The organism is Paenibacillus sp. CCS19 (genome assembly GCF_033239625.1).
Taxonomy (GTDB): domain Bacteria; phylum Bacillota; class Bacilli; order Paenibacillales; family Paenibacillaceae; genus Paenibacillus_T.
Genome location: NZ_BTCK01000004.1, coordinates 83,276 through 97,858 on the forward strand (window position 1 = coordinate 83,276; position 14,583 = coordinate 97,858).

General features: G+C 51.6%; 13 protein-coding genes. 2 read left to right on the forward strand and 11 right to left on the reverse strand.

Annotated features, from left to right (window positions below; genetic code table 11):
• Nucleotides 1–58: 58 nt before the first annotated feature.
• From SBI19_RS05090 to SBI19_RS05115, 6 genes are all read right to left on the reverse strand, one after another.
• Nucleotides 59–3,943: a carbohydrate binding domain-containing protein gene (locus SBI19_RS05090; protein ID WP_483312245.1), complete on the reverse strand. Its 3,885-nt coding sequence runs from the start codon at nt 3,941–3,943 to the stop codon at nt 59–61.
• Nucleotides 3,944–4,218: 275 nt separating this feature from the next.
• Entirely contained in the window at nt 4,219–5,472 is a 1,254-nt protein-coding gene (locus tag SBI19_RS05095) for an aspartate kinase (RefSeq protein ID WP_317965606.1), read from the reverse strand.
• A gap of 130 nt (nt 5,473–5,602) precedes the next feature.
• On the reverse strand, nt 5,603–6,160 hold the full coding sequence (efp, locus tag SBI19_RS05100) for an elongation factor P (RefSeq protein ID WP_317965608.1): 558 nt from the start codon (nt 6,158–6,160) through the stop codon (nt 5,603–5,605).
• A gap of 102 nt (nt 6,161–6,262) precedes the next feature.
• Nucleotides 6,263–7,339: a M24 family metallopeptidase gene (locus SBI19_RS05105; protein WP_317965610.1), complete on the reverse strand. Its 1,077-nt coding sequence runs from the start codon at nt 7,337–7,339 to the stop codon at nt 6,263–6,265.
• A gap of 38 nt (nt 7,340–7,377) precedes the next feature.
• Nucleotides 7,378–7,818, reverse strand: coding sequence for a type II 3-dehydroquinate dehydratase (gene aroQ / locus SBI19_RS05110; RefSeq protein WP_317965612.1), 441 nt, complete (start codon nt 7,816–7,818; stop codon nt 7,378–7,380).
• Nucleotides 7,819–7,925: 107 nt separating this feature from the next.
• On the reverse strand, nt 7,926–8,489 hold the full coding sequence (locus tag SBI19_RS05115; RefSeq protein ID WP_317965614.1) for a YqhR family membrane protein: 564 nt from the start codon (nt 8,487–8,489) through the stop codon (nt 7,926–7,928).
• A 223-nt stretch (nt 8,490–8,712) separates the two neighbouring features.
• Between SBI19_RS05115 and SBI19_RS05120 the strand changes: the two genes are divergently transcribed.
• Together SBI19_RS05120 and SBI19_RS05125 are read left to right on the forward strand one after the other, a co-directional pair.
• Nucleotides 8,713–9,702, forward strand: a complete 990-nt coding sequence (locus SBI19_RS05120; protein ID WP_317965616.1) for a DUF1385 domain-containing protein — start codon at nt 8,713–8,715, stop codon at nt 9,700–9,702.
• A gap of 89 nt (nt 9,703–9,791) precedes the next feature.
• Nucleotides 9,792–10,103 carry a hypothetical protein gene (locus SBI19_RS05125; RefSeq protein WP_317965618.1) on the forward strand — a complete coding sequence of 104 codons (312 nt, stop codon included), beginning with the start codon at nt 9,792–9,794 and terminating at the stop codon, nt 10,101–10,103.
• A 281-nt stretch (nt 10,104–10,384) separates the two neighbouring features.
• Here the strand turns inward: SBI19_RS05125 and mntR are convergent, their stop codons facing one another.
• The 5 genes from mntR to SBI19_RS05150 all read right to left on the reverse strand — a co-directional run bounded on the left by mntR (nt 10,385) and on the right by SBI19_RS05150 (nt 14,294).
• Entirely contained in the window at nt 10,385–10,807 is a 423-nt protein-coding gene (mntR, locus tag SBI19_RS05130) for a transcriptional regulator MntR (protein WP_317965620.1), read from the reverse strand.
• A 104-nt stretch (nt 10,808–10,911) separates the two neighbouring features.
• Nucleotides 10,912–11,625 carry a cytochrome c biogenesis CcdA family protein gene (locus SBI19_RS05135; RefSeq protein WP_317965622.1) on the reverse strand — a complete coding sequence of 238 codons (714 nt, stop codon included), beginning with the start codon at nt 11,623–11,625 and terminating at the stop codon, nt 10,912–10,914.
• A gap of 41 nt (nt 11,626–11,666) precedes the next feature.
• Nucleotides 11,667–12,476 carry a metal ABC transporter permease gene (locus SBI19_RS05140; RefSeq protein ID WP_317965624.1) on the reverse strand — a complete coding sequence of 270 codons (810 nt, stop codon included), beginning with the start codon at nt 12,474–12,476 and terminating at the stop codon, nt 11,667–11,669.
• Nucleotides 12,464–13,300, reverse strand: a complete 837-nt coding sequence (locus SBI19_RS05145) for a metal ABC transporter ATP-binding protein (RefSeq protein WP_317965626.1) — start codon at nt 13,298–13,300, stop codon at nt 12,464–12,466. The genes SBI19_RS05140 and SBI19_RS05145 overlap by 13 nt, the downstream gene beginning before the upstream one ends.
• A gap of 28 nt (nt 13,301–13,328) precedes the next feature.
• Complete coding sequence (locus SBI19_RS05150) at nt 13,329–14,294, reverse strand: metal ABC transporter solute-binding protein, Zn/Mn family (protein WP_317965627.1); 966 nt, start codon at nt 14,292–14,294, stop codon at nt 13,329–13,331.
• Between the last annotated feature and the right edge of the window lie 289 nt (nt 14,295–14,583).

The window sequence follows — 14,583 nt, forward strand, 5'->3', positions numbered from 1 at the left end:
GTTAATCCTCCCATTGTGTATATGATAGTTTAATAAGTTGCTTAGTGCTTGTGTACGATCAAATGTCTTTCCATTTCTGCACGGTTAATGCGACGTTCGTACTGCCGGACGGTACCGTGTACGATCGGTTAGCAATATCCGAACCGTTAGAAGCGGTTTCCACATTGGTCCACGCGCCACGCGTGAATTTGTACGTCATAGCTGTACCGGCCGCAAGCGGCAGCGTAATTGAATATTTGCCGTCGCTCCCTCGCGTAAGCTTATAGGCCGGATCTGCGGCATTCCAGCTATTCAGGCTGCTGGATAGATATACATCGGCAGTCTGCGACGTAGTCGATGGAACGGTCACCGTGAAGGTAACCTGCTGAGTGACAGCTGTCGGTACGCCAGCCGCAGTGTTTCCGCCGCTGAACGTCCAGGTCCCGATTCCGAAGTTATAGTTGCTGCCGCCGTTGTTATCCCAGGTACCCGATCCATTGTTGAACACAGCCTCCAGGCCGGCTGCCGTGCCGACATCCACCGTAATTTTGAAATAACCAGCCACTTCAGAAGCAGTCATTGCGACCCCAGGCGCAGTCGTCCATGTTCCGCCTGTCGGACGATAGTGAATATAAGGGGCGCTATATCCTGGCTTATAGTAGACCGTAACTTTGTTCGTCGCTGGAATCGGCGTCGTCACACTGACTGATGGACTCGGCGCTGATTTGTTACCCGCTGCATCATAAGCACGCACAGAGTAGACGTATGTCGCACCTGGTGTTCTGCTGCTGTCGGTATAAGTAAGCTGAGGCGAGGTTCCAATTGCAGTTCCATCACGGAAAATCTCATAGCCGGTAACGCCGACATTATCCGTCGATGCTGTCCAGCTTAATGCAACAGAAGTACCATTCGCATTCGGCACAGCCGATAGACCTGTAGGGGTCGACGGCGCTACGGTCTCCGGCGTTGGCGGCAGCGAAGGCGCGCCGGAAGTAATCGTTCCGCCATTGAAGGTCCATACGCCTAGCGCGAAGTTATAGTTCTTGCCGCCATTATTATCCCAAGTGCCTGAGCCGTTATTGAACACCGCTTCAAGACCGCTCGCTGTACCGACATCGACCGATTTCTTGAAGTAACCCGGCACCTCTGCTGCTGTCATCGCGACGCCAGGCGCGGACGTCCATGTTCCGGCTGTTGGGCGGTAATGAATATATGGCGCTGCATACCCCGGCTTGTAATAAACGGTTACTTCATTGCTCGAATTGTTCGTCGCGAACGTGACAGGAGCGCTCTTCTCCGAACTATTGCCCGCTGCATCTACCGCTCTAATCTGATAGCCGTACGAGGTAAGCGCAGTCAAACCCGAATCGGTATACGATGTCGTCGCGCTTGTGCCTATCGAGACGCCGTCACGGAAAATCTCATAGTTCTTCACAGCCTTGTTATCCGTTGATGGCGACCAGTTCAGCGTTATCGTTGTGCGTGTTTGGGTTGGCGATGTGATGTTCGTTGGTACCGTAGGCGCTTGAGTATCAGGCACGATCGGCTTATCCGTCAAGAACGGGTAGGTGCCTTGAATCGTTCCATTCACATCCTCAACCAACTTGCCGCCCTCATTCTTATAAGTGCCTGCACCGACGTAGACCGACTGAATGTCGCTCTTCGTCACGTTGCCCTTCGCATCTACCGCTTCGATATAATAATCAACCAGTTGATTGCGATAGTTGCCCAAGTACGTATAATACAAGTCACCTGTTTCCTGTGCCTTCAGCTTCTGCATCGTTGCCGTCGAAGAAGCCTGCCAAGCGACGCCGTTCATATCAGGCTTCAAATCGCGTTTATTCATGCTGTAGCTGGTCCAGTCGCTCACTTTGGCTGGATCGATATTCGGAACGCCAGCCGCTGCGAGCTGCACCGGATTGTAGACACGGAACGTGTTGTCTGCCGCATCAGCGGTCGCATCGCGATGCGTGCGCACTTTAACCTTGATGTCGGCAATGCCGCTGACGTCATATGCGTAGGTGTAGATCGCGAAGTTGTTGTCAAAATATTGCGCTGTCCAGCCTTCCGACTTATCCTTGTTCACGCTGCCTGGATTGTATGGCCAGCGCTGCGGCCACCAGACCGAAGGACCCGTCGCGTCCTTCGCAAGCTGCTGGGATACGAATGGCTTCGAGAAATACAGCGACTGATTGAACGAAAGCGTGGGCTTGACGGAGTCATCCACATTCTCGTCATAATAGCCGAACCCTGAATCCATCGCAGGGATGAGGAAGTACCACGCAAGCTCCGCCGGATTCGCGCCGCCTTTATAATCGTTGGAAGCATCGCCCTTGACCGGGAACGACATCATCCAAGGGTTCAGCTGGTTGCCAGCCGGCGCCACTTGGCGGTCGAGCGTCGTCGTAGGCTGCCAATAGTTCGGATGATCATTAAGCCAGATCTGCTCTGCCGTCTGCGCATAGTTAAGCGCCGCTTGCAGCAGGGCGAAGTTGCGTTCGAGATAGTGATAGCCGTATTCGAAGCTGACGGTCATCCCTTCCGTCTCGCCATTAATGTTCTTCTTCGGCTCGTAGTTCGTGCCGTTCGCCGCATTGAAATCAGCGAATTGCCCTTTCCATATCCCGAACGGCAGCTTCCAGTGATGCCACTGCGGATCGGACGACGAGTCGCGCGTATCGATCCACGAACCGTCTTGTACGTGGACGACATCGCTTGCTGCAGGCGTATTGTTGACCAAATACGCATCGATGCCCATTGCGCTGACGCCGGTATCGCGATAGGTGACGTTGCCAGCGTTCCGCCACGTCTCTTCAGATCCCGCACGGCCGCTGGAGTTGTCGCCGTCATGCGCGACGACGAAGAACTGCTTCTGGGAGGTGAGTCCTTCGAACGGCTTCAAGTCCTTCGCTGTTACTTGACCTTGGTAGCCTTCCTCCCACGACTCTGCCTGGGCAACCGGCACACCGACGATTTTGGACTCTGCGCCTGTCGTTGGATTCACATACTTCACCCAGTGAGGCGTCGAGGCGAATGGGAACTTATTGCGTACAACCTGCTGCTCGTTGAACATCGGCTGTGATACCCAAGAACCAACATTGCTCGTATTCTGCAGGTCCGCACGGTTCGGCGGCGACACCATTGTGTCCACGCCCGGATCGTTCAAGTAAGGATAATCCTTCAGCGTACGGGAGAAATGGTTATTGCCGATGACGGACCACTGAATGCCCAGCTTCTCCAGCACTGGAATGATTCGTTCCGAGAAACCTAGCTCCGTCGGGAAATAGCCTTTGGACGACTGGAACGAGCTGCCCAGGAAATTCGGCTGAGCTAAGGTCACGTTCTGATAGATCAGATCCTTCAGCATGTAATCATTGCCGACTAATGGTCCCATTGAATGATGTCCGCTAAAATGGATCAAATCCAGCGTCCGCTTATTGCTGACCGTACGAAGCGTGTCGTAAGCAGATTTCCATGGCGTCGCCCAGGAAGGATTCGAGTAGGCTGCAATGCCGCCATGCGTAACGAGATCATTGATGTTGTTCACAAGCGCTCCCGACATCGTGACCTGCATCTGTCCTTGCGGGAAGTTCTGCTGGAGCGATTGAGATACACTCCATGGCCACGTTAAGTAAGCGCCTGTCTTCGCATAATGCGAATAATAGCTGACAAGATCATCATGCGGCATCACATTGCCATTCGGGAGATAGTAAGGGTAATTGGCCGGCGGGCTCTGCTTGAGCTCAATGACCTGACCATCATACATGTACCGGATTGGCGACCCCACTGCCGCAGAGCTGTAGCCAGTCGTATCGTAGTACGGCCAGAAGTTCGGCATATGGTTGTGATACACATGCGTTGCTGCGATTTCTGCGCTAACTGTTGAGGCAAAGCCTTGTGCAAACGATTGCACAAGGAGCAATAAAAAAAGCCCGATCGTAATGTTCGTTCTTCTTGGAACCAACCTGCTCGACTTGGACTTCATGCGCGAAGTAATTATGCTCACCCCACATTCGTTAATTTAAACGCTTTCAAACTTATGAAAAACGATGAACCACCAGGGCTATACAACTCCCTCCTCCTTCATTCGAAATTGTGCTGCAAACATTGGGAAACCGGTTTCACATGAAGAGATTAGCATGCCTTTCCCGCTTCCGTCAATAGCCCTCAAGGGCAAATTAATAAAAAAAGAAACAGTCCCGCCGTTATGCAGGACTGTTTCCTATGAAAGCACTCGCATTAACGGCGATCTTGTGGGCCGCCGACGAATACTTGCTCTGCCGTATCCAAGCCATATGCCGTATGCAGTGCGCGAACAACGTCGTTCAGCGGCTCTGCTGCGATCACGCACGAGCATTTGATTTCGGACGTGCTTACCATCTTGATGCTGACGCCCAGCTTCGAGATGGCTTCGAACATCTTAGCAGCTACGCCAGGGTTGCTGACCATACCTGCGCCAACGATCGACACTTTCACGAGGTTCGTCTCGGAAGTCGTCTCGCGGAATGGCACCTCGCCGCGGATTCCTTCGATGACTCCAATAGCACGATCAGCATCGCTGCTGGATAGCGTGAACGAGAAGTCTGCTTTGCCTTCTTGCACACCACTTTGTACAATAATGTCAACATCGATACCGTTGTCAGCGAGTGCTCCGAACACTTTCGCCAACACGCCCGGTACGTCTTCTACGCCGAGAATGCTGATTCTCGCTACGTTCTTATCAAAGGCAATGCCGCTTACGACTACGCCTTGCTCCATGACTGCTTCCTCCTTCACCGTCGTTCCTTCATTCTCGGTAAAGCTGGAACGTACGACCAGCTTCACATTGTTATGCTTTGCATACTCAACCGCGCGCGGGTGAAGCACCGCAGCACCGAGGTGAGCAAGCTCGAGCATTTCATCATACGAAATCGAATCCAGCTTGCGTGCGCACTTAACGACACGTGGGTCCGTCGAGTATACGCCGTCAACGTCTGTGAAAATTTCGCATACATCCGCATTGATCGCAGCCGCCAATGCAACAGCAGTCGTATCCGAACCGCCGCGGCCAAGCGTCGTGATCTCGCCTTCTTCAGTCATCCCTTGGAAGCCCGCAACGATAACGATGTTGCCTTCATCCAATGAGTTGAAAATCCGGGTAGGTTTAATGTCAGAAATGCGCGCCTTCGCGTGCACGGCTTCCGTCACAATGCCCGCTTGCCAGCCCGTGTACGAGACTGCCTGAGACCCAAGCTGATGTATCGTCATCGACAAGAGTGCGACTGAGATCTGCTCTCCCGTCGTCAGAAGCATATCCATTTCACGTGCAGGCGGATTCGGGTTCAGTTGTTTGGATTGATCGATCAGATCATCCGTCGTGTCACCCATAGCAGAGACAACGACAACAACACGGTTACCCGCTTCCTTCGTTTTAATAATCCGCTTAGCTACTCTTTGCATTCGTTCCGTTGATCCGACGGAGCTACCGCCGAACTTCATAACAATCAACGACAAAGCTGTTCACTCCCAACCTTGGCATTAGCATACAAGTCAATATTATATCACAAACTTTGTCGATTCGGGTACTGGTACCTACAAAAAAAGCGGCCCGGGCTTATCCGGACCGCCTCCACTTGATTAAATCTTAAGCGCGGGAAATGTATTTGCCGTCGCGCGTGTCGATCAGCAGTACATCGCCTTCGTTGATGAACATAGGAACTTGAACGCTGTGGCCCGTTTCAACTTTCGCAGCTTTCGTTGCGTTCGTTGCCGTGTTGCCTTTCACGCCTGGCTCCGTCTCGATAACTTTGAGCTCAACGCTCGTCGGCATCGTAATGCCGATGATTTCTTCTTGGTAGCTCGCGATGTTAACGTTCATGTTCTCTTTGAGGAAGTTGATTTCCCACTCGAGTTGTTTCTTATCGAGGTTGAATTGATCATACGTTTGGTTGTCCATGAACGTATATTCCGTACCGGAGTTGTACAGGTATTGTACTTCGCGGTTCTCGATTTGCGCACGGCCGATCGTCTCGCCTGCACGGAACGTTCTTTCGACCGTGTTGCCGTTGCGAAGGTTCTTGAGCTTGGAGCGTACGAATGCCGCACCTTTACCTGGTTTAACGTGTTGGAATTCGAGAACCGTGAAGATATCGCCTTCTACTTCTACAGTAAGGCCTGTTTTGAAATCGTTAACTGAGATCACAGCTTATGTCCCTCCTAATAATGTACGAAGCATGAAGCCTATATCGGCGACCGCTTGCATCGTATAAAGCTCTCTGTCTTCGTAAGAATCAAGTCCGCCGCGCTAAGCGCGAAGCTCGATCAGTTCCTTCGTCGACGAGGTTAATATTTTAATCCCGGTGTCCGTGATGACGATGTCGTCCTCTATCCGCACACCCCCGAAACCGGGGATGTAGATGCCGGGCTCGACCGTAACGATCATGCCGGGGGTTAAAATCGAATCGCTAAGCTTCGACAGGCGCGGCATTTCGTGAATCTCCAGCCCGATTCCATGACCGAGGCTGTGGCCGAAGTTATCGCCGTAGCCGTATCTTGCAATAATATCACGCGATAGCGCATCCGCTTCACGTCCGCTCATGCCTGGCCGAATGTTCGCCAGCGCATGCAGCTGTGCCTCAAGCACAATGTTGTAAATCTCGCGATGACGCTCAGATGCCGTTCCAACAACAACCGTACGGGTAATGTCGGAGCAATAGCCCTTGTAATAAGCGCCAAAATCAAGTTTAACAAACTCATTCGTGCCGACAATCCGTTCGCTCGCAACGCCATGCGGCAGTGCCGAACGTTCGCCTGAAGCGACGATCGTCTCGAACGACGGTCCCGAAGCCCCGCCCTTGCGCATGAAAGTTTCCATCTCAAGTGCGATCGCCAGTTCCGATAGACCCGGACGAATAAGGCCAAGCGCGAATTGGAATGTCTTGTCCGCCAGTTCGGCAGCTTCCTGTACGATAGCAATCTCTGCGTCATCCTTGATCAGGCGCAAGCCTTCTACAATGCCAGAGACCGGCTGCAGCTCAATGGAACCCAACTGCTCCGTCCAAGCTGCAAACTCAGCGTATGTAACATGATCTTGTTCGAACGCCAGCTTCGTAATTTTCTTCGATTCGAGCAAATCACGTACCGTTGCAATCGGCTTCGCGGCATGCTCGATCAATTCGAATCCCGGTGCTTGCTCTGCCGCTTGCGTCATATAACGGAAGTCAGTCAGCAGCCAGCTGTCTTGCGCTGTTACCAGCAGCATGCCGGACGATCCAGTAAAGCCGCTTACATACTTGCGATTGTGCGAATAGGTAATCAAGAGAGCCTCATGGCCGAGCTGCGACAGCTTGTCGCGTAATCGATCTAGTCTTGCATTGGTCATCGATTATTCCTCCTTCGCACCTTGCTTGATCTCTGGTCTTATCCGCGTTCCAAATGCGCCGCGAGCGCTCTCAGTCCGAGCAAATAGCTGTCAGCACCAAATCCTGCGATTTGACCTACGGCAATCGGCGCGATGACCGAATGATGCCGGAATGCTTCCCGCTTATGAATGTTCGACAAATGCACTTCGACGACCGGCAGCGCCACCGTGCTGAGCGCATCGCGCAGCGCATAGCTGTAATGCGTCCATGCACCTGGATTAATGAGAATGCCGTCGGCACGGCCGAACGCCTCATGTATCCGATCGATTACTGCGCCTTCATGATTGGATTGAAAAAATTCAATCGCAAGGCCGAGCTCTTCGCCCAGTTGACGAACGCGTTCTTCGATTGCGGCAAGCGTGTCCGAGCCGTAAATGCCTGGTTCTCGAATGCCCAGCATGTTCAGGTTCGGGCCGTTAAGTACGATAATAGTGCGCATGCTGATCCCCCTTGCGGCGACTGCCGCTCTCTCTCGAGCAAAAGTCCAATAGCCATTTTACCACAAGCCTCAGCCGTTTGAGAAGAGTTTCCTACATGCGCAGGAGATCAGCTAGGTTTCGGCATCTTGAAAGCGAACGGCTCCCGCGACGCCTCATCCGTAAATTCGAATGCAATCGTGTAGCCGATAAACAGACCCCACAGCAGAAAAATGCAAAGCTCGGTGAGAAGCGTGTTCCATCCGATCATCGTCAACTTCTCGGTAAAACCTAGGCTTGGACCTAGCAGGCCGAAGATGCCGACCCACCATAGAAAGCCGTATACGACTCCCATATGCGGTCCGCGGATTCGGCCGAACAAGGCGAAATAAAGCAGCGCAGCAATGATACTAAATACGATAAACACGCCGATGCCGACCGCATATCCCCAGCCCGTCTTCAAGAAAGACATTTGAAAGAAGGGGTCAGCGAGCACGCCGGGCGTAAGCTTCGTGAACTTAAGCCAATAGGCGAAACCGCGGAGCGTCCCCCAGATCAGTCCAGCAAAGAAACCGAGTGAGAGGCAGAACGTAAGCGGGTTCGTATGTCCTTCCGAATCGTTATGGGACGCGCCGCTGTTATTCCCGTTCGCACGAGTGTCCCTTGTACTCCACACTTTCGCATGCTTATTCATTGATGTACGTCCTCCCTAACGTCTGTACCGGGCTCCCTTGATTGGTTCACGATGTACAGAATATACAGATTGTGCAGCTTATCGTATCTAGTATGGCAAGAACCGACCATCGATAACCACATACATCAGGTGGCAAACGTCTATTTAATCAAGTACAATAGAAATATAGGCGCAAAACCGCTCTCATGCGTCATGCGCATCTCATAAGGAAGGTGAATCCCTCTTGCCGCAATCGAACAGCATATATGGCGGGCAAGCCGTTATTGAAGGCGTTATGTTCGCGGGCAAACATGTGAATGTAACTGCCGTCCGCCGTAAAAATGAAGAAATCATTTTTTATGAGGTCCCTCGAACGACCAAAAGATGGATTCAGCCACTGAAAAAAATACCGCTTGTACGCGGTGTTGTCGGCATTTTGGAATCGAGCGCCAAGGGATCCCAGCATTTGAACTTTTCAGTTGAGGCCTACGCCGAAGACGAACTGGCTGACGACAAGTCAGATAAAGAAGTGACCTCGGCCAGCATCGCTGCCAAAGCCGAAGAGCCCAAGAAGTCCGGCCTTAGCCTGACCGCTATATTCGGCGTTGCGATCGCAGGCATCATCTCGTTCGTAGTTGGTAAAGCCGTTTTCACTCTTGTGCCAGCTTTAGTTGAACAAATGCTATTTGGACAATCATTCAAGAATATAATATTACACAACCTGATTGAAGGCCTTATTAAGATCATCTTCCTGCTTGTTTATCTGTACGCCATCTCCCTGACGCCAATCGTCAAACGGTTGTTCCAGTATCATGGCGCAGAGCACAAAGTCATCAGCGCTTACGAGGCAGGTGTTGAGTTGACCGTTAAGAACGTCCAACGCTTCACTAGGCTGCATTACCGCTGCGGAAGCAGCTTTATCGTATTCTCCGTTCTTGTCGGCGTTATCGTCTACTCCTTCTTCACTTGGGATACGCTGTGGGAACGCATCTACTTGCGTCTGCTGCTGCTGCCGCTCGTACTGGGAGCTTCTTATGAAGTGCTTCGCTTCACGAACGCGCTTCGTGAAATTCCAGTTCTGCGATTCTTAGGCTATCCCGGCCTGTGGCTTCAGAAGCTCACGACCAAAGAGCCGAATGACGATCAAGTAGCCGTATCCATCGCTTCGTTCAATCGGATGCGTGAGATCGACCGTCAGATGGAACAAGGAAATAAGACCGTCGCCGTCTCTTAAGGCGCAGCTCGTTTCATTGCGGTGAAGTACTTCCAATGAATGCCTCGTAATTACGTATAGGTACGGAATAATCGGCAGAGAGGGTGGGTATGATGCGGCGTAACAAGGTTTCAATATGGGGCATTGTCGTGGCGGCTTTGGTCTTGCTTGGACTCGCTGAGATTATGAAGTCGGGGGTTTGGACGTCGTTTATCCTGCCGGCGGTCATCTTGGGCGGAATATTGTTGCTGTATTTGTACCCTCCTGGTCGAGCCCGCGGTTATCGAGCAAGCAGCAGTCCGAAGCCGAAGGCTTCTTCACGGACATCGCGCAACTCGGCTAAACCACGCTCGCGGAAGCCCGCTCCGTTCAAAGTGATTGAAGGCGGCAAGGACGACGATCAGTATCCGCGTTATCACTGAGAGATGTTGGGGCTCCGCCCCTACCACCCCGTATTAAAACTCCCGTCCCCGGGACCCCGGAAGGTGTCGTGGGATAGACAGCGGCGTGGATAAGAAACTGCGTGCTGGGGGTCGCGCGCCCTGTGGGCACAGCTTTCGTTCGATCGTGATTTCGTTCGAGCGAGATTGTTTGGGAAAAGCGTTGCTGAGGCGACGCTTTTTATTTTGTTTATTTTAAAACAAAATTAAAAAGGCTGCTCCTTGGCGTTGATGCGCTTCGGAGCAGCCTTTCGTGTTATTACTTACTCATTGTCCAATTGGCTGCGGATTGCACGGAGCTCTTCGAGTCTTGTGCCATCGTGTTTGAAATATTCGACGAGCGTCTCGATGCAAGTGATCGAATCCCAGCTTAGGTGATGCTCGATCCCTTCAACGTCGCGATATATGTTCTCTTCCTGAACACCAATTAATTCTAGGAATGATTCCAACAGCTGATGCCTGTCCACAAGCCGTTTGCCCATCTTCTTGCCCTTGTTGGTTAAGATGAGTCCGCGGTACTTCTCATAAATCAAATAGTTGTCCTTATCAAGCTTCTGGATCATCTTCGTCACCGAGGACGGATGAACCTCGAGACCTTCGGCAATATCGGAAACTCTCGCATAGCCTTTCTCATCGATCAGCTTGTAAATCCGCTCCAAGTAGTCTTCCATGCTCGGTGTCGGCACTGGAGAACCCCCTAACTCCCAATGTGCACCTTGTCTTTCGGCGCTGCTCCTAGTATCATACAACGTTCGTCACGCGACTGCAACCGATGGAGGTCCCTAGACGGTTAGAACTTCAGCCACTCTGGCGTCAGCATATTGAGCCAAATCGTAATTTTGGTCATTCGATCGGTAAACAACAGAATGCCCATCAGCAGCATGATAGCGCCGCCGATTTTCATCAGCTTATCCGAATATCGGAGTATCCATCGCGTCGACCCGATGAAGAAGGCCAGCGCGAAGAATGGTATGGCGAAGCCTAGCGCATACGCGGTCGTCATCTGGAACCACGTTCCCGGCGATGAAGCCGCAAGCGCCAGTATGGCCGTCAACACAGGTCCCATACACGGGGACCAGCCAGCTGCAAAGCCAAATCCGAACACGAAGGCGCCGAGATAGCTCGGCTTCTTCATGCGGAGATGCATTTTGCGATCTTTCATCAGCGCCTGCGGCTGGAATATGCCCAGAAGGAACAATCCCATCAAGATAATCAAGATCGCGGACAACTGACGAATTAAAGACGAATATTCGCTGAAGAAATCAGCGAATCGGTTTGTGCCGTATCCAAGTGTATAATAAACAACCGAGAAGCCAATCACGAAGAACAGCGTATGCGTCATCGTCCGCCATCTGACGTTAGCGGGCTTCTCGCTTGCTTTCAATTCCGTTACCGACACGCCTGTTATGTAAGACAAATAAGACGGATATAAAGGCAGGCAGCATGGCGAAATGAATGATGCAATCCCGCCGATAAACGCAATTCCGATGTTAACGTCCGTCAACTAGAAACCACTCCTGTCTATGTATGCTCTATCGACGCCCGTCATCCGCTAATGCGGAAACGAACGCGGCCGACGAGCAAAAGCAGCAAAATTACGATGAGCAGCAGCACGATCGTCGCACCTGGCGCCAAGTTCCACACCCCGGCAATGAGCAAGCCTGCGATGACCGCAACCTCTGATATGATAACAACGGTGAATACCGATTGTCTGAAACTGCGAGCCGCCACCAGGCTGCAAGCAGCTGGAATCGTTAGAAGCGCAGACACGAGCAGTGCGCCTAAGATCTTGATCGAAGCGCTAATAACGAGCGCTGTCAGCACACTCATCATCAAATTGTAGTAACGAACAGGCAGACCATTTACTGCAGCAGCCTCCTCGTCGAAGGTCAGCAGAAACAGCTCCTTCATATGCATAAACAGCAGCACGAGTACGACGGCTGTTACGACGCCGATTACGATTAGGTCCGTATTATTCAACGTATATATGCTGCCGAACATGTAGTCCGTCACCGTCATATTAAAGCTTTTGCCTAATGTAAACAGCAAGGAAGCCAGCGCAACGCCTCCAGACATAATAATCGCTATCGATAGCTCCGCATAGGTCTTGTAAGCTTTGCGAAGCTTCTCAATCGCGAAAGACGCAGCCAGCGCGAAGACGAGGCCTACCGCAATCGGATAGACGCCAATCAGGAAGCCAAGCGCAACGCCAGCGATGGAGACGTGCGAGAGCGTATCACCGATCATGGACAGTCTGCGAAGCACGAGAAACAGCCCCAGCAGCGGCGCAGTCACGCCAATCAGTATTCCGCCGATCAATGCACGCTGAAAAAATTCTAACGTTAAGATTTCCAAGGTGTCACGCCTTCCTTCTCTCTCTCCAGCACTTGTCGCAAGCCGTTCAAGCTGTGCGAGATGTTCGTTTCGCCACAGTCTTCCGTATCATGCGAATGCCGAACATAAAACTTCAGCTTGCCGCATTCGCGCGCCGGCTTGTCCCCCAGATAACCGCGAATCATATCCATGTCATGCGACACCATAAGGAACGTCATACGGTGATGCTGATGCATATGTTTGATCAAATGAAAGAAGCCCGCCTGGGTCTCGGTATCAATACCGACCGTCGGCTCATCGAGAATGAGCAGTTCCGGATTATTAATAAGCGCTCTCGCCAGAAACACGCGCTGCTGCTGACCGCCGGACAGCTGACCGATCTTCTTCCATGCAAGATCCTCGATATTCATCGCGTGCATCGCTTCATCTGCCTTGATATGGTCCGCCTTCGTCAGCCGCTTGAACAGCTTATTGCGTCCATAAAGGCCTGACAGAACGACTTCCCGCACTGTCGCTGGGAACAGCGGGTTGAATGAGTTCTTCTGCGGAACATAGCCGATGCGGTGCCAGTCCTTGAACTGCGTCGCCGGCGTGCCGAACAGCGAGATGGAACCCGACACAGGCTTGAGCAAACCGACGATCATCCGAAGCAGCGTCGTCTTGCCTGCACCGTTGCTCCCGATCAAGCCAACGAAGTCACGCTGCTGAACAGAGAAGGACAACTTGTCGATCACTTGCTGCGATTGATAGGAGAATGCAACATCTTTAAGCGTAATAATATCAGCATGGCAGGTACCGGCACTCGGCTGTGTCGCCTGGTTTTCAATCACGTAAGGTTCGGGCATCGTTACCCTCCTTCCATCTTCCTTCTAGTTATTGTAATGCCTTGAGCAGGTTTTGCAAATTCGATTCCATAATGGTAACATAATTGTCACCATTCTTCTGCTGTTCGTTCGTCAGTCCCTCGACTGGATTCAGCACAAGCGTCTCCACATCCGCTTCATTAGCAAGCGTTTCTGCTAACGTACTCGATACAAGCTCCTCGAAGAAAATATATTTCACATTATTCTCTTTCACGAACTTAGTCAGCTTAAGCAAATCCTGCGCACGCGGCTCTGCGTCTGGCGACAGCCCCATGATCGATTGCTCGTGCAGCCCATAGTCTCGTGCCAAATAGCTGAATGCTTGGTGGGAAACGACGATTTCGTGGTTCTGCAGCGCTCCCAGCTCACGCGTATACTGCTCATCAAGCGTCTTCAGCTGTTCGGCAACTTTCTCGTAATTTGCTCTAAACTGTTCCTCATGCGCCGCGTCAGCCTTAATCAGCATTTGCTTCACATTGTCAGCCATTACGAGCATTGACTTGGGGCTTACCCATGTATGAGGATCGACATCCAGATCGCCATGATCATGATCATCGTGCTCTTCGTGCTCTTCGCTGTCCGCATCCAGCAATGTGATGCCTTCGCTCATTGCGCCCGTCATCAACTTCGAATTTGTCGGCAGTCCCTCTAGGAAGTCGTCAATCCAACCTTCCAGGCCTGCGCCGTTATACAACAGCAGCTGCGCTTTCGCAGCTGTATCCAGATCTCGGCTCTTCGGACTCCAATCGTGCGGTTCCACGCCAGTCGGAATAAGATTGATGACATTCGCGTAATCTCCGCCAATCTCGCTAGCCAAATAATAGATTGGATAAAAGCTTGTTACTACATTCGTCTTATCATCCGATAGCTTCGAAGATGTCGAGCTTCCGCAGCCGGATAGCATTAATGCAATTGCTGCAATCATAATAAGTGCGTATCGAGGTTTCTTCCAATCTCGTTTGAGTCGTGCATTCATATTCTATCGATCTCCATTTCGTCACCCGGTTGCGAGCTTAATCGTAATCGTAACGATAACTATTACGAGAGTCATTATACGGGAGCCTAGAACAGCGTGTCAATGCCTAATCGTAGCGATTACGAAAAAGAGCTTCTTACGATAAATGACACAAAATCTCGCAATGCACGCAATGAATGATGTATTACCACTATTGGAACATTAAGCTTAATCTATTCAACACGGACAAATTAACAGCACCGATTTCTATATTTCAAAAAAGCAGCCTCGAAAGTCCTAACTTGGACTT